Raw genomic sequence first — 17,565 nt, 5'->3', positions numbered from 1 at the left:
GTGCCGTCCAAATTTTTACCGAGCGCTTGGGCCATTTGAAACCACTTAACTCGCCGCTCTTCACTCACCTCCAGCTCCTTACCCAGTCCAGCGATACGCTTGCGCATCCATTCAATTTCAGTTCCTTGAGCTTCCAGCGCCTCTACCAGCGCGAGAATGTTGGCAGGGTTAGCCAGGGCGATGAACTCCCCATTCCGGTCTGTCTGAGCTTGGGTGAAATCACCACTATCGACATAGAGGATTGAGCCCTGAGATTCATCACTGCCTACGTCATACTCAATGCTGGTATTTTTCGGAAAATAAACCCACTCACCCGGAGTCGCTTTCTCTGCTGCCGCTTTCATGCTCTGCGCCAGTTCGGTGATATCAGTCATGCTGCTTGCTCCTGTTTTGTCATCAGCGCATCGCGGACGCTCTGGCGGTAGTAGTGGTGAAAGGCGAACGTCAGACCGAGCTTTGTTGGCCGCTCCTGTTTACCCAGCAGTTTGAGGCGAGTGCAAATGGTCGTCGCCGTCCAGCCAGAGTGATAACCAGCGGCACGTTTCATAACGGTTTCAGCCAGGATGGTTCGAAAGTCGTCGCGCCCGAAGTTAGTATTTTCGAATGCGGCGTTGATCACTTCATCGGTGAGATGTGCATCGATAGCGTTGCTCATTTGGCCCCCTCGCGCAGCTGCTTCAGCACTTCACGAGCAATCGCGTTACCGCGAGATACATATTCGAGATGCCAAACATCCCCATCAGGCTCTGGCGGCTGTCCAGACCATATGACGTGGTGGAGAGTTTCGTCGTCTGCGTTGTCGTAATCAGCCAGAACGGTTGCAATCTGGTAAGGCAGTTGGCTGCCTTTCAAAAACTCCTCCACCCCATCAGCCTTAATCCCGACTACGATGCGATCGGTGGCGGGGCATGCCTTCCTGATAGCTTCTTCGGCTTCCGCCCTGGTCAAAAATCCGCTTTTCCCGTCATTGCTGATCATCTGGCTGTCGAACCATTCCTGCAGGCCAGCAACAGTAATATCGTCGGGTATCTCGGCTCCTGCTTCGTCTGTAGTACCTCCCAGCCAGTCGCGAGCAGCAGACTCCCTGCCAAGCGAAAGGCAAGCCAGCGCCGCCTGAGCACCCAGCATCGTTTTGTGGAACATCCATGAAGTGTTGAGTTCACGGGCTGCGCCGTTGAGCAGATAGGTATTCTCCGCAGCCAGCTGCACATGTGCTTTAGCCAGCTTCAGGAACTTCTGCTCTCTGATCGACAGCTCTCCTGCACTCTCCAGGGAGGTGATGAGTTCGTTTACTGTTTCAATGTTCATTTTCTCACTCCCGCCAGGCACTGGTTAAACAGGTCGGTCATTGGGTTTACGCCGCCAGGACACTTCCGATACAGAACCAATGGATCGCTTTCAGTTACGGCTGTCGTGTCGATCAGGGTGTAGCGGTAGCTCCTGCATTCCCCCTCACGCTTAACCTGGCCGTCTTTGTTCATCTGCCACAGGGAGGAATTGACCACTGAAGAATCAAGCGCGGTACCGCGGCGGATATCCTGAAAGTTGCAGCCCGGATGCTGACCGATGTAATTGATTACGGCTTGTTTGCCAGAGTTCTTTTTCATCAAAACCCACCCCGTTTAGTTGGCTTTTCTTCTTTCTCGCGCCGGCGCTGGCTGGCAGCTTCCTGGTCGCAGTCGTAAATCGCCCCGTGACGCTGCTCGCAATAGACAACACCAGTCTCGCCATGCCTGTTAAGGCGCAGCAGTAGCTCTGTGTCGCTCTGGTTTGCGTTCTCGTCGTAGGCGCCTTCCCGGTAAATCGCCAGCCAGTAGTCGCAGTCCTGCTCTATCTGGCCTGTGTCTCGGGAGTCGCTCGGCAGCGGGCGCTTGTTGGTTCGCTTCTCCAGATCCCGGTTGAGCTGAGTCAGGAGAACCACGACGCAATCCAGCTCCTTCGCCAGCGTCTTGAGGCCTTTGGTGATCAGCCCGTAAGCAAGGTCATTTCGCTCTGCCTTATCGGCAGTCATCAGCGTCAGGTAGTCAACGAGGATCATTCCGACCTTGCCGCGTTCGCGCTTGATGCGACGTGACTCAGCCATGACATGCGCCAGTGAAATACCCGGTGTGTCATCAATCAGGAGGTTATTGGTGTCAATCAGCGCTCCCATAACGCCGGTAGCTTTCTTCAGATCGCCGTTCCAGTCGCCCCGATAGCCGTAGTCGTCCTTCGTCATGTCTGGGTAAAACAGGTTCGGCGAGATCCGCCCCTTCTGCGCAGTGATTTTCTCCACCATCTGCCCTTCCGGCATTTCCAGGGAGAACATCAGGGCCGGCTCATTTTCGACCGTGGCGCAGTTAACGCCCATTTGGGTATAGAGCGTGGTTTTACCCATTTTCGGGCGAGCGCCTATAACAAACAGGCTGCCGCGCACAATGCGCTTCACACCGAGAAGCTCATCCAGAGAGCGGATCCCAGTCGATAAACCACGGGAACGACCATCAGGTTTCATCCGATCGTCAAACTCATTTGACCAGTCATTCACAGCGTCATAGAACGTGCGAAGCCCTGTCCGTCGACCTGTTTTTACGTGCTCGGTTATCTCGGTAAACAACCCCTGAATAGCGTCAAATTTCTGCTCTGCCGTCATGCCGTTGCGGGCATAAAGCAATTCGATCGCCTTCGTTGTTTTCTCGATACCGTAGCGTTCCATCGCGGTCTCACGGACACGCATTGCATAGGCCACGATGTTCGCCGCGCTTGGTGTGTTCTTCGACATTTCAGCCAGGTATGCAAAGCCCCCAACGGTCTCTGTCAGCCCCTTGCTTTCCAGAGCATCAAACAGGGTCAGCAGATCAACCGGCTTATGGTCGCGGTACATCTGGCGCATTTCAGCGAAAATGACCTGGTGCTGACGCGAGTAGAAAGATTCCGGCTTGAGGATCGAAAGCACCTTCTGAGTGCGCTCGCTGCTGTCGTCGTCCAGCAGGAGTCCGCCCAGTACGCTCTGCTCTGCTTCAATGCTGTGCGGAGGTGTCATGAAATCAGAGGTCATCACAGGCCCCCTCGCGCGTTTTGGCGTAGACATCGACGTTCAGGAAGTATTCCAGCGACTTGCGGCGCCAAGTTTTCCCGGTGCGCTGATCAGGGCGATTCTCAAGCATCCACCGGCAGTTACTGGCGATGTAGCTCAGGTAAGACTCCCAGTCGGCCAGGGTAAAACTATGGCCATCAAGCTGACGGGTAATTTTGTTGGCCTTCTGCCAGAACGAACGGATCAGGTTACGGCGCTTATCAGTGAGGATCCTGATGCCTTGTGCTTCTGGCAGAACCCGGTGGTAAACCTCAACAACCTGCTCACAGCTGAGAGACGGTTTTTTTGGTTCTGATTTTTGCGATGCTGATGCACTCTCTTCTACGTCAGTAGAAGAGATATTATTTAATATATTGTTTGTGGCACTATGTTGGCATTCTGTTGGCACAACCTCACTTGTACGCAGCGTGGTTACTGGGTTTGCGTTGGCACTCTGTTGGCATTCTGTTGGCACAAAAAACTGCTGATAATCGTCATATTTGGTGACGGTTAAGAGGGTAAATTTCTTGTTTGCCAGTGTGGTGATCATGCCCATTTTGGCGAATTTGTTCAGAAGATATTTCACCCGGTCAGGTGTTATCCCTGTGTCTTTCGATAGGGTATGGCGCCCGGTAATCACCTGACCACGACCAACTGGATATTCACCAAACTCAGTGGTGACCATACCTTCCGCTGCGTTCACTTCCATGATGAGATGGATCCACAAATGGACGGCTTCACTGTCGCTCTTGTAGAACGGAAGCTCTCTTACTTTGCGGTGCAGGAATACCAACCCCTGCCCTGATGGCTGAGGTTTCTCCATGGGCTTCTGAGACCCTCTAAAATCGGATATGCGGAGAACGTTACTCACGGCCTTCCTCCTTCCGTTTCAGCTCTTCCAGAATGGCGCGCATCTTTTCAGCCACCACTGGATTTACCGAGCGGACAAAACGGTCACGAGTAACATTTTTATGTGTTTGTGCCTGGTAAAATCTGTTGCTCTTAGGCATAATTACTCCTGTGAATTGATCCAGTTAATTCGCGTAGAAAGCCGTTAGTGTCCTACCACTGCGGCTTTCGCCTTTTCTGTAACCCCTCATGCCTCAAAGTCCCCCTTCTCTCCCGTTCGGTTAGAAATCAGGATGGCCAGCAGCAGCGACATGTTCGGCAGCAGACTTTCCCGCCAGCGACTTACCGTCGACTTATTCACTCCGGCCACTTTGGCGATATTCGTGGTTCCCAGTTCTGCTATCTGGCTGTGCAACCAGCTTTCAATTCTCCGGGCCTCCACTTTGTTGCGTGTTGTTGAACTCTCCATTTGTGATACTTCCTCTGGTGTTGTTTGGAATGGCCGCCGGTCAGGCGGCTTTAGGCTTGCTGACTTCTCGGATCTGAGCAGCGGTAAACTGGCCGCCGGATGCAAGCGCGATTTTTTCTGCGTAGCTGGTCTCTTCGGTGTAGTCCGTTCTTGGAAGACTTCCGTTGGCAATCCATTTGTAAATTGCGCGCGGCGAGCAACCACAGGCTTCAGCTACAACAGGAACGCGAATCTTTTTGATGATTTCGCCAAGACTGTTAGGTGCCATTTTTAACCCTCAATAATGAACTGTAAGTACATATTATGTCGGAACTGATAGTTCATGCAAGTGATATTATGATTGAACATATGGTTCACGAAGAAAGAGCGCGAAAAGAATTCTCTCTTAGGCTAGCGCTGGCCTGCGATAAAGCTGGATTGATGCCGCATGGTCGCCAAGCTGAGATCGCCAAGAGAATGAAATTGACACCTAAGGCCGTAAGCAAATGGTTCAATGGTGAGTCAATACCAAGACGAGGAACGCTAAAAGCATTGGCCTCTCACATTGGTACGTCTGCATCATATCTGCTTGGTGACGTAGATGAGGACGGGATCGATACAGAGGCAGCATCCAACTTGAAGGAAGTCTTTCGAATTGACCTACTTGATATAGCGGTTAGCGCTGGCCCAGGGGTTATCAATCAGGAGTTCGTGGAGATACTCCGGTCAGTTGAGTACGCGCCAGCTGAAGCACGCCACATGTTTGATGGGCGTAAGGCTGAGAACATCCGGATCATCAACGTCCGCGGCGACAGCATGTCTGGCACGATTGAGCCGGGTGATCTGCTGTTCGTCGATATAAGCGTTAAGAGTTTCGACGGTGACGGGATATACGCGTTCCTCTACGACGATACAGCGCACGTTAAGCGCCTGCAGAAGATGAAAGACAAGCTGCTGGTTATCTCCGATAACAAGATTTATACGCCCTGGGACCCGATTGAGAAAGACGAGATGAACCGGGTTTTCGTGTTCGGGAAGGTTATTGGCAGCATGCCACAGACTTACAGGAAGCATGGGTAGGCATCTGCCTATTGAAGAGATTAAGTAATTTTTATGACCACCATCTTTCAAAGGTTGATGCTTAGTGTATTATGAGGTCAATCGCATCTATGCTTATTTTCGTGTCAACAAATTTTTGTAAGATATGGTCAGAATGTTCCTTTTTTGAGCGATTCCAGTTGAAAACCTCTTTAAGGGATCCTATATAAGGAGTATAGTTAGTGTCCCATGAGTTCAGAGACGCCGTTAAAGTTGATGGTGCAGAAGCCTCTATTGAAGAGAAACAACTGTACCAAGTTCAAATTGCGGTGAAATCATTAATAGATTTTGTTGTCACAAGCTTTGAGCAGCTTGGTATCGAGAAACTACATGAGCTAGTTGATCCGTCTTTAGACGAACTGCATCATATAATTCTTGAACTGGACAACAAGGCAAAAGAGCTTGGCGCGCTTGATTTGCAGCAAGTATTGCTGACAGCTCAAATTCTTATCAGGGATATAAAAAACAAGAATCCTGACATGTGTGCCATTGGCTCTAGAACTCTGAAGCGAGCTACTATTTTTAAGTGATTTTTTTTTGCAATGAGGTCCCGAAGGAGGCGCATGCACATGAACAAACTACAAATTATCGCTGACATGCTTAAACTGGCTGAACAACTGAACACAATTGTCGCTGACATGGAAGAGCGTAAGCAAACCATGCTTGCAGAAATGCACCGTAAGGCAGCTTGACATAAAGTAAGTTAAAAGCAAAACCCGGCCCGTCAGCCGGGTTTTTTATTGCCCCTTCCTCGCGAACTCCGCAGCATCACGCAGCAGCCCCTTATGAATGACATTGCCTACAGAGCGTCGCTTGGCCTCCAGCCGTTCGACAATAGCGTCACGGTCAATTGTCGCACCGTCGATTATAAGCTCAACAACAGCCCCGCCGATTTCACCAGCGATAAACGCTGCCCGGTCTTCCAGTAGCTCATCCCGTTCCATATCCATACCCAGCCCCATAACCTTGCCCTCACTGATGTTTTTTTGAGCATAACAGCAAACAAAATAAAAATAAATATACTTAAAGTTCATATAGTTAAATAAAAGTGAACTTCACACTCAAATAAAATGTACTTTTGGTACTTTACAATGATGAACCATTAGTACATTATCAACCCATCCAAACAACACCGGCAACGCCGGGGTGAAGTCAAAACGTTCCGTTAGCCGCGATAAGGCAAAGGTGAAGAGATGACATCAGTAAGATTGACGAATGCTTTACGCGAACAAATCGCTAAAAACGCGCTGGCAAAATCAGGGGTTATCACCGCTATTGAATCCCTTGACCTTAAGCGCCAGGAAGTTGCAAGAGATGCTCGCATCGCTGCTTTTGGTGGCAAAGAACAGGCCGACAAGGTCGATAAGCAATATGAAAAGCTTGAGAAATTAGAGGCAGAGCTTCGCAGTGCTGGCGCTTCGCTTCACATTTCCGGCAATCCGCAAAGCTCAATCAACATTGCAATTTCCGGTCGTCGTCTTGGCTGGTGCTCATACGGAAGAACCAGCGAAGGAAAAGAAATTTTTCTGGTTACTCCAAACCGTGATCTGTGTCTCTTTGGTGCCGAGCATGAAATTACCAAGCGGTTTGATTCAATTATCGACGAAGAGCAAAAGCTCAATTCCAGAAAAAAAGAAATTGAGGCGACTGTTTGGGCTGCTCTGAAATCCGTTACTACCCTGAGTCGCCTTGTAGAAGTATGGCCTGAAAGCAAAGAGCTTATACCTGAAAACGTTGACAGCGCCAAAGCTGCCCTTCCTGCGCTGAAGGTTGAGGACCTCAACCGGTTAATTGGTCTTCCAACTGAATCGGTAGAAGGCTAGCTCTTCTCTTCATGTGTTAAGGAGTGGCAAATGATCCGCGAACAAGACAAACGCGCATGGCGTAATTTTTGGTTAAAGGTCGTTCCGTTTTTGGTTGCAGTCCTTTTTTTTAGCTTCGCATGCTGGGGTGGAAAATGAGCAAAGAAAACAATGGAGGCCCTGCATATCCAACGCAAGGGTACGAAGGTTTGACTGTTCGTGATTACTTTGCGGCAAAAGTGATGCAGGGCTGGCTGGCAAGTTATCCAGAGAGCGATAAGCACCCTGTGGCTACTCACCATGAAAACATGGTTGCTGAACTTTCTTACCTGATGGCCGACGCAATGCTGAAAGCGCGGGAGGAAGTATGAGCAAACAAGGCATTCGTTCACTGATTTACTGCCTGCTGGTCTGCGGCGTTATCTGGGCGGCGGCGATTATCAAAATTCTGCACGTTACGGTGGTGTTCAATGGCTAACTCAATTCCTAACAGCGGACGCGCCGTGATGATGCGTAACGCTAAAACTGGCGCCACCTGGAAGGTTTCACGTGACTACCTGAAGGAAACCTTCTGGTTCGAGCCACAGGGTAACTTGCGCCATATCCGCCAGTGCTTTGAAGCGCGTGAGCTGCTGCCAAATCTGGTACCAGCCGGGACGCATTAACCCGCGCATATCAGCGCACGAATTTAACTGAGCTATCAGGCGGCTTTCATCGCGCCGGGGATTCTTACAACCAAATTTCAGGGGAAACCATGAGCGAAATAACAGATTTAGTCGTCATCGAGAAAAAGAACGCGATGGCGGTTTTCACCAATAACGACCAGCTCGACCCGCTTATCGAACTAATCGAAAAAGAGGCTCGTAGTCTGGTTCCGGACGTGACCACCAAAAAAGGCCGCGACGCTATCGCATCCATGGCTCACAAGGTTGCGCGCTCTAAAACGTACATCGACAACGCAGGTAAAGACCTGGTCGCTGAGCTGAAGGCTCTGCCAAAGCAAATCGACGAAAGCCGCCGCGTTGCCCGCGAACGTCTCGATGCGCTGAAAGATGAAGTGCGCCGGCCGCTGACTGAATGGGAGGCAGAGCAGGAGCGAATTAAGGCCGAAGAAGCCATGAACGCGATGCACGCCGAAGCGCTGGAAATGAACATCAAGTTCGATCAGGAGTTGGCGGCCAAGTTCGAAGCGGACCACGAAATGGCCCTGCTGATGGATAAAGATATTGACCGCGAACGCGCAGATAAAGCAGCCGAAGCCGAACGCCAGCGCATTGCCCGCGAAGAAGAGATTGCTCGCCAGGCGGAAGAAAAAGCCAAACGTGAGGCAGCAGAAAAGGCACAGCGTGAAATTGACGCCGCGGCTGCCAGAGAGCGCGAGGCGATTTTGGCAAAAGAGCGCGCAGAACGTGAGCGTATTGAAGCTCAGCAGCGGGCCGAACGCGAACAGCGAGAAGCAGCTGAACGTGCTAAGCGTGAAAAACAGGCCGCCGTGGAAGCAGAGCGCCGCAAGGCTCAGGAAGAAGCCGACCGCATCCGCCGAGAGGCAGAGCAACGCGAACATGCCCGTCTGGCCGAAGAGAAGCGCAAAGCAGATGAGCAGGCTCGCCGCGAAGCCGACGTTAAGCACCGCAAGGCTGTAGGCACTGAAATCGTCAAAGCTCTTCTGGCCAATACCAGCCTTACCCGGGAACAGGCTATCGAGGTGCTCACCGCGGTTAAAGACGGCCGCATTCCTCATACCGGTATCAGTTACTGAGGTGCTTATGAACATCAAATGTGAATGCACAGACATGCGCACATCTGTAGGCCCGCATAACACGTTAACCGTCGAGCTGGAAGACGTGGTGTTGTCGGGGACGGTTAACAGTCGTGAAGTCCTCATGCAACTGGATTGGGACGTGGTGATCGAATGTCTGGCGGAGCATGGCTACGTCATTACTCATCGGGAGAAAGCAGCATGAGCGCGGCGGAAAAATGGGATGACGACGAATTCATTCAGCTGATGAGCGATGCGATCGGCGAACGTGATTTCGACGATGACGAACCAGTAAACCTTTCTGCGGAACGGCAGAACCCGGTTATCAGCTGGGATGAATTCGCGGGGAATTTTCAATGAATCTTGAGCTACTTGACGCCCCATTCCCCCATAAGGATATCGAGTGGCGTATTCAGCAGGCAGGGAAAAGCGGATCGTCAATTTGGGCAAAGGTCCTGGCCTATGTCACAAACCGGGCAATCATGAAACGCCTTGATGAGGTTTGCGGAAAGGCTGGCTGGCGTAATGAGTACCGCGATATCCCAAACAATGGCGGCGTCGAATGCGGAATTTCCATAAAGGTCGATGGGGAGTGGATCACCAAGTGGGATGCGTCCGAAAACACGCAGGTTGAGGCTGTAAAAGGCGGACGCTCAAGCGCAATGAAGCGCGCTGCTGTTCAGTGGGGAATAGGCCGGTATCTCTACGATCTGGACGTAGGTTTCGCAACCATATCAGGCGAAAAAGCAGAAGGTTTTACTTACGCACGCACTAAAGAGTTAGGCGCTTTTTACTGGAAACCGCCTGCTCTGCCTGTATGGGCTTTGCCATCAGCAGCATCAAGCGGTGACCAGTGTCAGCCAGTAAAGCCGTCGATAACCACAGAGGAAGCGGACGATATTCTCGCTGAGTTCTGCCGGGAAATTGAGAGTGAAAACAACCCGGAAGTCATAACTCAAAAATACAGCGAAGCATGGTTTGCTCTGGACGGATTTTCCGAACATCAAAGCAAATGCCATGAGGTAACTGGCATCCGGCGCAGGGAAATAAAGCAGGCGTTAGGAAGCACTGAAAATGCAGGTGGCAGCCATGAAAGTAACAGCTGAATCAATCCTGTCCATCCTGCGCAAGGACGCGCGTAACAACATCACAGCATTTCACCGCTGGCAGACGGCAAAGGGTGCTCTTGGTCATACAGCCGGAATAACTCTCAACTATCACGATCCTTATTACGAAGGATGGGCGCCAGCTCTTGAAATGCGCGAGGTATTCATTTCAGCGCCTGAACTTGAGCAGGTAATACCCTACCTCTCTGTAGAGAAATGGGGTGACGGGCTAATTGGTGGGGAAATTTATCGAATTCCACGGGAGGAAGAATGAAACATAACCACGACGGGATCACCGTTGGAAGTATCACTCTTCCCTATTCCATCAATCGCCGGGGATGGATCGCCCCAAGCGGCGACGTTATCAAAAACCCATTAAAGGCTCAGCGCCTGGCTGAGCTGATGAACAGTAAGAAGGTGGTGGCATGAGTAACGAAGCGATGAAAATGGCATTAGCAAAGCAGTTAACTATTGCCCTGCAAAACCTCGGGGCGCCTGTTGAATTGCTCTGCATTGTTGGTAGTTACGGGGATACCCAGACTGACGCTGACACTCTTGAAATGCTCGAACAATACAACGATAGCGGAACCTGCATGGATGTGATTATCGCTCCTGAGTTTACATGGAAACCAAATTCTGGCGGTGAAGCATGAGCAGAAAATACTCTCTGATTTACGCCGATCCGCCCTGGGCTTATGGGAACACAATCAGCAACGGCGCCGCAGTGGACCACTATTCGACAATGCGACTCATCGACCTGAAGCGCCTGCCTGTGTGGGAATTGGCGGCCGAAAACGCGGTGCTGGCGATGTGGTACACCGGCACCCACAACCAGGAGGCGATCGAGCTGGCCGAGGCCTGGGGATTTACGGTGCGCACGATGAAGGGCTTCACCTGGGTGAAGTTGAACCAGCTGGCTGAGCTGCGAATTACCAAGGCTCTGGCAGAGGTAAATGTGACCGACTTTTACGACTTCCTTGACCTGCTGAATGCAGAGACGCGCATGAACGGTGGCAACCACACCCGCGCCAATACCGAAGACGTGCTGATCGCCACCCGTGGCGCCGGACTGGAACGCAAACACGCCGGCATTAAGCAGGTGGTCTACAGCCCGCTCGGCGCGCACAGCGAGAAACCGTGGGAAGTTCGCCACCGTCTGGAACTACTTTACGGCGATGTGCCGCGGATTGAGCTTTTCAGCCGCAGCGCTGCGCCAGGTTGGCATCACTGGGGTAACCAGTGCGCCACCGCTTCCGTTGAGCTGATACCCGGCTGCGCCATCGACGTTGTTAAGACGGAGGCAGCATGAGCAAAGGAACCATTATCTGTCTGTGCGATATCACTGGTGTCATGGCTGAGCCGTGGGTTGAAGCAGGTTATCGTGCCGTTCTGGTGGACCCGCAGCACCCTGAGACTTCGATCGACGGTTCTATTGAGCGCATATCGGCAACCATTCTTGAGGCGATGCCGCGGCTATCTCAGATCATCCGCTCTGAGAACGTCGTCATCGTCATCGGCTTCCCACCATGCACGGACGTGGCTGTTTCCGGGTCCCGCTGGTTCGAGTCCAAGCGCGCCAAAGACCCGCATTTCCAAGGCAAGGCCGCGCTGGTCGCTGAGCAATGCCGGATGGTTGGCTTGGCGGCCGGCTGCCCGTGGGCATTCGAAAACCCGGTGAGCGTTTTCAGCAGCATCTTCGGCTCGGCCAATTACACATTCCATCCGTACCAGTTCACTGGGCTGTGCGCGGATGACAACTACACGAAGCAGACATGCCTCTGGATGGGTAACGGCTTCAAGGCGCCGGCAGAGAATATGCACCCGATGGTTGAAGCGGCTATCGACGCCGTGAGGCTGGCCTGCGGCCGCATGGTGCCGAAGAAAAAGGCGATCGAGGCCATATCCGGAACGTCCTTTGCCGGATTGGTGACTGACTGGTATCCGGACAACCGCATTCACGAATGCCCACCCAGCGACGAGCGCGCCAACATTCGCAGCGCAACGCCTCTTGGATTTGCAAGGGCGGTTTTCCTTTCGAATGCACCCCATCTCAACAAGAAGCGGGAGGCAGCATGACGCCAGAAGAACAGAAAAATGCCCTGCGCAACGTCGCACGCAAAGCAAACGATGAGATTAAGGCGAAGAGGATGGCATCACCTGCTGTTAGTTGCGACGAGATATCACGGCCGATCCTTAACGGATGCATGTCGGTCATTAAGCAGCTCGGTTTAACACCAAGCCACCTCTATGTCGAAATCGGCATTTTGAACGGAAATATAAAGGAGCGCTGATATGCCAGAAATCATCGATCAGGCCAACGAGCTGGCAGAGCGCCGGCTTGAAATGACCATCCAGAACATGCGCATTAACCATAACGCTGTTTCAGCTACTCACTGCTGCGATTGCGGGGAAGAGATCAAACCAAAACGGCGGGAAGCAGTGCCGGGCTGTCAGCGCTGCGCTGATTTCCATGAGGAAGAGGAATTACGCGGCAAGCACCAGAAGGGGTATAAGTAGATGCAGAACACAAACATCACTATTCAGCCGGCCATCATTAACCGTGAAACGGTGCAGGCCATGCTGGGAGGAATTTCACGGACCACTTTCTGGAGGAAGCGCCGCGACTGGGAGCAGAGCGGAACCCCCTTCCCTGCACCAGCCCCAGGCACGAACCCGGGGAAAGGTGGTGAGCAGTATCGCTATTGCGACGTAATGCGCTTCTTTGCCTCTCAGGGGCTCGTTGAGTCCACGCATGATTGAATATGGGCAGCAAGGAGATCGAGCGCTTCTTGCTGTTCACGCAGATAACTGTGCTGGTCATAAATGGCAAGGACGCCACTAAGTTTATGGCCAAGCACTTTTTCAGATACGTGTGGCATAACACCAAGCTCTGCCATTTTGGTTTTTGCAGTGCGACGTAAGTCATGTATCGACCAGTGATCGATGGTCATATCTTCACGAAGCTGAATGGCAAGATTCAGGATCACGCTTGCTGCCATCGGTCGGTCTTCTTTCTTAGCCGCTGGCGGGAATACCTGACTGAAATCCTCATACAGGGAAAATGCCTCCCGCAGAATTTCTACCGCCTTTAATGACAGCCCGCGCTCGAATGGCTCCCTCGTTTTCGAATGCTCATCCGGCACGCGCCACACCCTTGCATCTAAATCAAAATCCGCCTTTTTCGCCAGTCTGAGCTCTACGCCGCGACAGCCGGTTAGCAGAAGTAACTTAAGAAGCAGTTTGTTCTGATGAGTAATAGTTGACGCCTCAACCGCATGCCAGAACGCGCCTATTTCTTTGTCGCTGAGATTGCGCTTACCTTTCTTTGCCGGCTTGCCAACATCGATAACACGCAGATCGGTGACCGGGTTTCTCTTTATCAGTTCAATTCGGATGCAGTAAGAGAAAATCGTTTTCATGCGTGAAAGGACTTCTCCGGCATATGTCTCGGCGTCGTTATCTCTCATTCGCTTAAACACTGGCTGCCAGTGAGAAATAGCCATCTCATCGACAAGCATACTCCCGACATAGGGCACCACATGGCGATATAAAGCCCTCTCCCACTGATCGCGCTTAACCAATCTGCTTGCTGATGCACTTCCCAGCCATGCCTTTATGCAGTCCTCTACAGTGGCGGCTTTAATGTTCGCTTCAACGGCCATATCGCGCGCGGTTATCGGGTCTTTACCCACAGCGACCAGTTTGCGGAATTCAGATACCTGTTCTCTGGCCTCTTTCAATGAAACCTGGTCATACTGACCGATCGTCATTCTCCGGGGGCGGCCGTCAATTTTATACCGGTACTGGAAAACAATGACGCCGTTAGGGGTTACACGAACAGACAACCCATTGGCATCTGAAAGCTCAATCCGTTTCGGGATCGGCTTGCCATTCATCTTGCGTAATTTGGCATCAGTAAGCATGTGTACATCCGTTTTACTGTGTACATCGTTGTGTACACAATTTCCGTGGCACAACGTGGAATAGAATAAAACGGAGTGAAACACCTGGGAGGGCTTAAGTCAACGCTGGCGCGGGCCTGGAATGGAATCGTGAAACGGGGATGAACAAAGGGAAACAGTGATAGGGACCTACACGAAAGAGCACATACAAAACAATATAATCATAATTATCAACAAGTTCAGACCCGGTTCCCGCTTCACTCTGCGAAATATGCGCACGACCGTTTACCGAATCGTACCCACCCGCAGTCGCCTGTTGATAACACCGACTGTTAGTTTACACATCATTACTGTGTGATTAAAGTCGCATGAGACTAAATGGTTATTGTTGATGGAAAAACAAGAGGTGGCAGCCCAAAAAAACGCACGCTATTTGATTTGATGATATGCGAAAAAAGAAACGATATTGGTATGATAAAAACCAAGTGTGATAATGAGAATTTAACACAAAAAATGGATTTTTAACAAAAAATGCGGAAAGCAAAACCGGTACATCATTACCCGGCTTGCTGCTTTACGAAATAATGAAATATAAATGATGTGTCAGATGAAATATCAGGACCACTCACCGGCAACAAGCTTGTGCACATCAAAAGCATCATTCATTGATTGACCCGTTGATTGGGAACCTGGAGCAATATTGGAGCCCGCTTCAACGTCAGTCGCTTTAGCAATGCCAACTTGAGTATGGTCGTTGTTGGCTGGCTGTGGAGCCGTGTTAGCAGCAAATGCGCCAAAGGATAGCGTGCACAGCATCACAGCCGCGATTGCGATTTTGTTATTTTTCATGATAGTGATTCTCTTATTTGTTTCAGCTAATTGAACGGAGGCATTATCTCCGTCAGTGCTAAACAGTATAGATCCAGATCACATTCTTGTCCGACTAAATATTTATCTTTTCGTGTCAAATTAACTGCATATTTGTCAACAAAAAGACAATTATGAGGAAATTATGAAGGCAATTTCTTTTTATAAAAAATAAAACGAAAGGCCAAAAATAATAATGTCACTTATTGCTAAATTTAAAACAATCAGGCCGGAATACCCGGCCTGAAATATTACATTTTATAACCGAGCGACAGAGTAGTACGTCTATCGGTGTGCGCTGGCGCTGAGGACGGCGGTTCAGAGTTCCAGGTCAGGTTATAGGCTACTTTAAGAGCAAAATGTGCATTGATAGCAACATTTAACGCGCTTTCCGTGTTGAGCGTCGTATCTTCAGAGCCGAAAACTGAAACACCCTGTGTAAATTTGGTGGTATCGGTCATCTGCCACGCATAGGTACCAGAAGCATAGCCCAGCGGCTGAGTATCGTTGTCACCATCGGTATACTCGTCATAACGTACGCCAGGACCAAATTCAAAACGCAGGCTGTGTACCGGGCCATTGAGGATTTGCCGACCATAACCCGCGGTGAGCACATCACGCTGCTGATAACCGTTATAACGATCCGTCAACCAGCTCGCCTGGCCAAAAATATAATTCTGATCGGTCAGGTTATAACGACTACGCCCGCCTACTGCGTACTTTTCCGAAGAGCGTTGATCGTTTGACGATGTGTTGCTGGCATTCCCCCAAAGTGACCACGCTGTAGTATTACCATACCAGGTCAAAGTAGAGTCCGCAGTCATCGAGGAACTTTTCGTATTGCCGGACTGCGCCAGATAACCAGCGTTAACAGTACCTTCGAAAGGTTTTTTGGCAGTGGAAGGGTCATCCATGACAGTAAAAACGGAATCATCGGCCATTGCGCATGTAGATGCAAAGAGCCCCCCCGCCAGCATTGCCGCTGCGGGTACTGTCTTCAAAAGCTTCATTTAATTTAAAGTCCGTACAACATAAAAGGAGACCTGGATGGTCCCGGGAGCTTTCGCGAGGATCGCTGATTGCCGCTCCTGGAAAGGGGCTAAATTATAAAAAAGCACGATTAACTTAGCAATCAATTACTATTTCATTTTTTGTATAAGAGGCTTCTCAAAACAATTTTTATTTCATAAAGATAAAAAGAGATGCTGGTGCAAATGTCACTCGTTACTTTCCCTGCCCTCCTTTAAGTGCCATGCTTAAAAACAGAGCAGCTAAACTCTATTATGGAGGAAATTGGATGACCAAAATCTATACGCTCACATTAGCCCCTTCGCTCGACAGCGCAACTCAGACCCCGCAAATCTACCCGGAAGGCAAACTACGCTGTAGCGCTCCCGTTTTCGAACCAGGCGGCGGCGGGATAAACGTTGCGCGAGCCATTACTTTTCTTGGCGGCAGCGCTACCGCAATATTCCCCGTCGGCGGCGCCACGGGGGAACATCTCACCGCCCTGCTGACCGATGAACATGTTCCAGTAGAGACAGTTGAAACGCATGACTGGACGCGACAAAATCTTCATGTGCATGTGAATACCAGCGGTGAACAGTATCGTTTCGTCATGCCAGGAGCCGCGTTAACCCAGGAAGAGTTCCATCGTCTGGAAGAAAAAGTTCTCGCCATCTCACCCGGATCCCTGCTGGTTATCAGCGGCAGTCTGCCACCAGGCATCAGCGTCGAAAGCCTGACAAAGCTGGTCAAAAACGCTCAAAAACATGGGCTGCGCTGTATTATCGATAGCTCCGGCGAAGCCCTCGCCGCCTCCCTCGATGTTGGCAACATTGAATTGGTTAAGCCGAACCAGAAAGAATTGAGCGCCCTCGTCCAACGAGATCTCAACCAACCAGATGATGTACGTAAGGCGGCCCAGGAGTTAATTCGCACCGGCAAGGCTCTTCGCGTTGTGGTCTCTTTGGGGCCGCAGGGTGCGTTGGGCGTAGATGCCAGCGGCAGCGTGCAGGTCGTACCGCCACCGATGAAAAGCCAGAGCACCGTCGGCGCCGGAGACAGTATGGTCGGCGCAATGACCCTGCGACTGGCGGAAGATGCCACTCTTGAAGATATGGTGCGTTTTGGCGTTGCTGCCGGTAGCGCCGCAACGATTAACCAGGGAACTCGTCTTTGCTCGCTGGAGAATACGCAAAAAATCTACGACTATTTGCGCGGTCAGTAAACGCCTGCACTCCCTCTAAGCCTCCAGAGGGAGTCGCCAAATTATCATGATGGTCTATGCTAAAAATTTCATGAATAACAATAGGGTGAAAAATGAGTAGCGAAATTATTGCCTGGGTCATCACAGCACGCTTTCACGAACGGACGTTAACTGAAATTAACGAACTGAGTAATCACCTCACCCGAGCCGGATTTACCCTTGTTCTGAACGATGATGAAGGCGCTCCACACGAACTTGGAACCAATACTTTTGGCCTTCTTTCACCGCAGAACGCAGAAGAGGTCAAAGCTTTAAGCGCCGGTTTAGCCGAAACCGCCCTGGGTAGACCTATCGAAATAACCGTCACCACATTTGATCAGTGGTTGAAAGCTCAATAAGTGCGATTAGCGCAGTAGAAACCGTCAGTTGTGCGTCAGTTCGAATTTTACACCGAGGTTATGCGCTAACCT

34 protein-coding genes and 2 pseudogenes are annotated in these 17,565 nt (G+C 50.9%); 22 read left to right on the top strand and 14 right to left on the bottom strand.

Annotation, left to right across the window (positions count from 1 at the left end):
* Positions 1-35 precede the first annotated feature (35 nt).
* From AC07P6_RS12875 to AC07P6_RS12830, 10 genes and pseudogenes are all read right to left on the bottom strand, one after another.
* A pseudogene (locus AC07P6_RS12875) lies at positions 36-305 on the bottom strand (ead/Ea22-like family protein); the annotation flags it as partial.
* Positions 302-374, bottom strand: a pseudogene (locus AC07P6_RS12870) (ead/Ea22-like family protein); the annotation flags it as partial. The pseudogenes AC07P6_RS12870 and AC07P6_RS12875, both read right to left, overlap by 4 nt.
* Positions 371-655, bottom strand: a complete 285-nt coding sequence (locus AC07P6_RS12865) for a hypothetical protein (protein ID WP_478316510.1) — start codon at positions 653-655, stop codon at positions 371-373. The pseudogene AC07P6_RS12870 and the gene AC07P6_RS12865, both read right to left, overlap by 4 nt.
* A complete protein-coding gene (locus tag AC07P6_RS12860) occupies positions 652-1,308 on the bottom strand; it encodes a hypothetical protein (RefSeq protein ID WP_478316508.1) in 657 nt (218 codons plus the stop codon). The genes AC07P6_RS12865 and AC07P6_RS12860 overlap by 4 nt, the downstream gene beginning before the upstream one ends.
* Positions 1,305-1,607 carry a MarR family transcriptional regulator gene (locus AC07P6_RS12855; RefSeq protein ID WP_478316506.1) on the bottom strand — a complete coding sequence of 101 codons (303 nt, stop codon included), beginning with the start codon at positions 1,605-1,607 and terminating at the stop codon, positions 1,305-1,307. Before AC07P6_RS12855 ends, AC07P6_RS12860 begins: the two co-directional genes overlap by 4 nt.
* The gene (locus AC07P6_RS12850; protein ID WP_177948716.1) at positions 1,607-3,022 is read right to left on the bottom strand and encodes a DnaB-like helicase C-terminal domain-containing protein; all 1,416 of its coding nucleotides are present in this window, start codon (positions 3,020-3,022) and stop codon (positions 1,607-1,609) included. The genes AC07P6_RS12855 and AC07P6_RS12850 overlap by 1 nt, the downstream gene beginning before the upstream one ends.
* A gap of 4 nt (positions 3,023-3,026) precedes the next feature.
* On the bottom strand, positions 3,027-3,878 hold the full coding sequence (locus AC07P6_RS12845; protein WP_478316989.1) for a DNA replication protein: 852 nt from the start codon (positions 3,876-3,878) through the stop codon (positions 3,027-3,029).
* A 40-nt stretch (positions 3,879-3,918) separates the two neighbouring features.
* Entirely contained in the window at positions 3,919-4,065 is a 147-nt protein-coding gene (locus AC07P6_RS12840; protein WP_004194002.1) for a hypothetical protein, read from the bottom strand.
* 86 nt (positions 4,066-4,151) lie between these two features.
* Positions 4,152-4,373, bottom strand: a complete 222-nt coding sequence (locus AC07P6_RS12835) for a CII family transcriptional regulator (protein ID WP_004178813.1) — start codon at positions 4,371-4,373, stop codon at positions 4,152-4,154.
* A gap of 40 nt (positions 4,374-4,413) precedes the next feature.
* Positions 4,414-4,641: a Cro/Cl family transcriptional regulator gene (locus AC07P6_RS12830; protein WP_049131386.1), complete on the bottom strand. Its 228-nt coding sequence runs from the start codon at positions 4,639-4,641 to the stop codon at positions 4,414-4,416.
* A 35-nt stretch (positions 4,642-4,676) separates the two neighbouring features.
* On the opposite strand from AC07P6_RS12830, the gene AC07P6_RS12825 reads away from it, so the two are divergent.
* The 3 genes from AC07P6_RS12825 (at position 4,677) to AC07P6_RS12815 (ending at position 6,142) form a co-directional block, all read left to right on the top strand.
* Positions 4,677-5,432, top strand: a complete 756-nt coding sequence (locus AC07P6_RS12825) for an XRE family transcriptional regulator (protein WP_424955395.1) — start codon at positions 4,677-4,679, stop codon at positions 5,430-5,432.
* Between the two features lie 200 nt (positions 5,433-5,632).
* The gene (locus AC07P6_RS12820) at positions 5,633-5,980 is read left to right on the top strand and encodes a hypothetical protein (protein ID WP_221687404.1); all 348 of its coding nucleotides are present in this window, start codon (positions 5,633-5,635) and stop codon (positions 5,978-5,980) included.
* 39 nt (positions 5,981-6,019) lie between these two features.
* Positions 6,020-6,142: a hypothetical protein gene (locus AC07P6_RS12815; protein ID WP_478316504.1), complete on the top strand. Its 123-nt coding sequence runs from the start codon at positions 6,020-6,022 to the stop codon at positions 6,140-6,142.
* A 45-nt stretch (positions 6,143-6,187) separates the two neighbouring features.
* Here AC07P6_RS12815 and AC07P6_RS12810 read toward each other — a convergent pair whose 3' ends face one another.
* A complete protein-coding gene (locus AC07P6_RS12810; protein ID WP_221687446.1) occupies positions 6,188-6,394 on the bottom strand; it encodes a hypothetical protein in 207 nt (68 codons plus the stop codon).
* 249 nt (positions 6,395-6,643) lie between these two features.
* Between AC07P6_RS12810 and AC07P6_RS12805 the strand changes: the two genes are divergently transcribed.
* From AC07P6_RS12805 to AC07P6_RS12730, 16 genes are all read left to right on the top strand, one after another.
* Positions 6,644-7,273 carry an Nmad5 family putative nucleotide modification protein gene (locus tag AC07P6_RS12805; RefSeq protein ID WP_243207025.1) on the top strand — a complete coding sequence of 210 codons (630 nt, stop codon included), beginning with the start codon at positions 6,644-6,646 and terminating at the stop codon, positions 7,271-7,273.
* A gap of 134 nt (positions 7,274-7,407) precedes the next feature.
* Positions 7,408-7,623 carry a hypothetical protein gene (locus AC07P6_RS12800; protein ID WP_478316503.1) on the top strand — a complete coding sequence of 72 codons (216 nt, stop codon included), beginning with the start codon at positions 7,408-7,410 and terminating at the stop codon, positions 7,621-7,623.
* Positions 7,620-7,730, top strand: coding sequence for a hypothetical protein (locus AC07P6_RS12795; protein WP_478316501.1), 111 nt, complete (start codon positions 7,620-7,622; stop codon positions 7,728-7,730). Before AC07P6_RS12800 ends, AC07P6_RS12795 begins: the two co-directional genes overlap by 4 nt.
* A complete protein-coding gene (locus AC07P6_RS12790; RefSeq protein ID WP_032693604.1) occupies positions 7,723-7,917 on the top strand; it encodes a hypothetical protein in 195 nt (64 codons plus the stop codon). Before AC07P6_RS12795 ends, AC07P6_RS12790 begins: the two co-directional genes overlap by 8 nt.
* Before the next feature lie 89 nt (positions 7,918-8,006).
* The gene (locus AC07P6_RS12785; protein WP_478316500.1) at positions 8,007-9,011 is read left to right on the top strand and encodes a hypothetical protein; all 1,005 of its coding nucleotides are present in this window, start codon (positions 8,007-8,009) and stop codon (positions 9,009-9,011) included.
* Between the two features lie 34 nt (positions 9,012-9,045).
* Positions 9,046-9,216 carry a hypothetical protein gene (locus tag AC07P6_RS12780; protein ID WP_012542637.1) on the top strand — a complete coding sequence of 57 codons (171 nt, stop codon included), beginning with the start codon at positions 9,046-9,048 and terminating at the stop codon, positions 9,214-9,216.
* Positions 9,213-9,371 (top strand): hypothetical protein, encoded by a 159-nt coding sequence (locus tag AC07P6_RS12775; RefSeq protein ID WP_004177104.1) that lies wholly within the window; start codon positions 9,213-9,215, stop codon positions 9,369-9,371. Before AC07P6_RS12780 ends, AC07P6_RS12775 begins: the two co-directional genes overlap by 4 nt.
* Positions 9,368-10,117 carry a Rad52/Rad22 family DNA repair protein gene (locus AC07P6_RS12770; protein WP_192474994.1) on the top strand — a complete coding sequence of 250 codons (750 nt, stop codon included), beginning with the start codon at positions 9,368-9,370 and terminating at the stop codon, positions 10,115-10,117. Before AC07P6_RS12775 ends, AC07P6_RS12770 begins: the two co-directional genes overlap by 4 nt.
* Complete coding sequence (locus tag AC07P6_RS12765; protein ID WP_224356894.1) at positions 10,101-10,391, top strand: hypothetical protein; 291 nt, start codon at positions 10,101-10,103, stop codon at positions 10,389-10,391. The genes AC07P6_RS12770 and AC07P6_RS12765 overlap by 17 nt, the downstream gene beginning before the upstream one ends.
* Entirely contained in the window at positions 10,388-10,546 is a 159-nt protein-coding gene (locus tag AC07P6_RS12760) for a DUF1317 family protein (protein WP_065366434.1), read from the top strand. The genes AC07P6_RS12765 and AC07P6_RS12760 overlap by 4 nt, the downstream gene beginning before the upstream one ends.
* Positions 10,543-10,770 carry a hypothetical protein gene (locus AC07P6_RS12755; RefSeq protein ID WP_004135665.1) on the top strand — a complete coding sequence of 76 codons (228 nt, stop codon included), beginning with the start codon at positions 10,543-10,545 and terminating at the stop codon, positions 10,768-10,770. Before AC07P6_RS12760 ends, AC07P6_RS12755 begins: the two co-directional genes overlap by 4 nt.
* A complete protein-coding gene (locus AC07P6_RS12750; RefSeq protein ID WP_478316497.1) occupies positions 10,767-11,426 on the top strand; it encodes an MT-A70 family methyltransferase in 660 nt (219 codons plus the stop codon). Before AC07P6_RS12755 ends, AC07P6_RS12750 begins: the two co-directional genes overlap by 4 nt.
* Positions 11,423-12,193 (top strand): dcm methylase, encoded by a 771-nt coding sequence (locus tag AC07P6_RS12745; RefSeq protein ID WP_478316496.1) that lies wholly within the window; start codon positions 11,423-11,425, stop codon positions 12,191-12,193. The genes AC07P6_RS12750 and AC07P6_RS12745 overlap by 4 nt, the downstream gene beginning before the upstream one ends.
* On the top strand, positions 12,190-12,408 hold the full coding sequence (locus AC07P6_RS12740; RefSeq protein WP_478316495.1) for a hypothetical protein: 219 nt from the start codon (positions 12,190-12,192) through the stop codon (positions 12,406-12,408). The genes AC07P6_RS12745 and AC07P6_RS12740 overlap by 4 nt, the downstream gene beginning before the upstream one ends.
* A gap of 1 nt (position 12,409) precedes the next feature.
* Positions 12,410-12,634: a TraR/DksA family transcriptional regulator gene (locus tag AC07P6_RS12735; protein ID WP_478316493.1), complete on the top strand. Its 225-nt coding sequence runs from the start codon at positions 12,410-12,412 to the stop codon at positions 12,632-12,634.
* Positions 12,635-12,877, top strand: a complete 243-nt coding sequence (locus AC07P6_RS12730) for a hypothetical protein (RefSeq protein ID WP_004103073.1) — start codon at positions 12,635-12,637, stop codon at positions 12,875-12,877.
* On the opposite strand, the gene AC07P6_RS12725 is transcribed toward AC07P6_RS12730, so the two are convergent.
* Positions 12,847-14,040 carry a tyrosine-type recombinase/integrase gene (locus AC07P6_RS12725; protein WP_004103075.1) on the bottom strand — a complete coding sequence of 398 codons (1,194 nt, stop codon included), beginning with the start codon at positions 14,038-14,040 and terminating at the stop codon, positions 12,847-12,849. The genes AC07P6_RS12730 and AC07P6_RS12725 overlap by 31 nt on opposite strands.
* 357 nt (positions 14,041-14,397) lie before the next feature.
* Between AC07P6_RS12725 and AC07P6_RS12720 the strand changes: the two genes are divergently transcribed.
* Positions 14,398-14,544, top strand: a complete 147-nt coding sequence (locus AC07P6_RS12720) for a hypothetical protein (protein ID WP_478316492.1) — start codon at positions 14,398-14,400, stop codon at positions 14,542-14,544.
* A 90-nt stretch (positions 14,545-14,634) separates the two neighbouring features.
* On the opposite strand, the gene AC07P6_RS12715 is transcribed toward AC07P6_RS12720, so the two are convergent.
* Together AC07P6_RS12715 and AC07P6_RS12710 are read right to left on the bottom strand one after the other, a co-directional pair.
* Positions 14,635-14,868: a hypothetical protein gene (locus AC07P6_RS12715; RefSeq protein WP_112213406.1), complete on the bottom strand. Its 234-nt coding sequence runs from the start codon at positions 14,866-14,868 to the stop codon at positions 14,635-14,637.
* Positions 14,869-15,137: 269 nt separating this feature from the next.
* On the bottom strand, positions 15,138-15,896 hold the full coding sequence (locus AC07P6_RS12710) for a DUF481 domain-containing protein (protein WP_110275668.1): 759 nt from the start codon (positions 15,894-15,896) through the stop codon (positions 15,138-15,140).
* Positions 15,897-16,183: 287 nt separating this feature from the next.
* On the opposite strand from AC07P6_RS12710, the gene pfkB reads away from it, so the two are divergent.
* Entirely contained in the window at positions 16,184-17,116 is a 933-nt protein-coding gene (gene pfkB, locus AC07P6_RS12705) for a 6-phosphofructokinase II (RefSeq protein WP_478316491.1), read from the top strand.
* 92 nt (positions 17,117-17,208) lie between these two features.
* Positions 17,209-17,493: a type V toxin-antitoxin system endoribonuclease antitoxin GhoS gene (ghoS, locus tag AC07P6_RS12700; RefSeq protein ID WP_304259768.1), complete on the top strand. Its 285-nt coding sequence runs from the start codon at positions 17,209-17,211 to the stop codon at positions 17,491-17,493.
* The last annotated feature ends 72 nt before the right edge of the window (positions 17,494-17,565 follow it).

The organism is Klebsiella sp. GFKo11 (assembly GCF_056490265.1).
The sequence above is the reverse complement of the archived record's forward strand: the minus strand, read 5'-3'. Positions and strand labels throughout refer to the sequence as shown.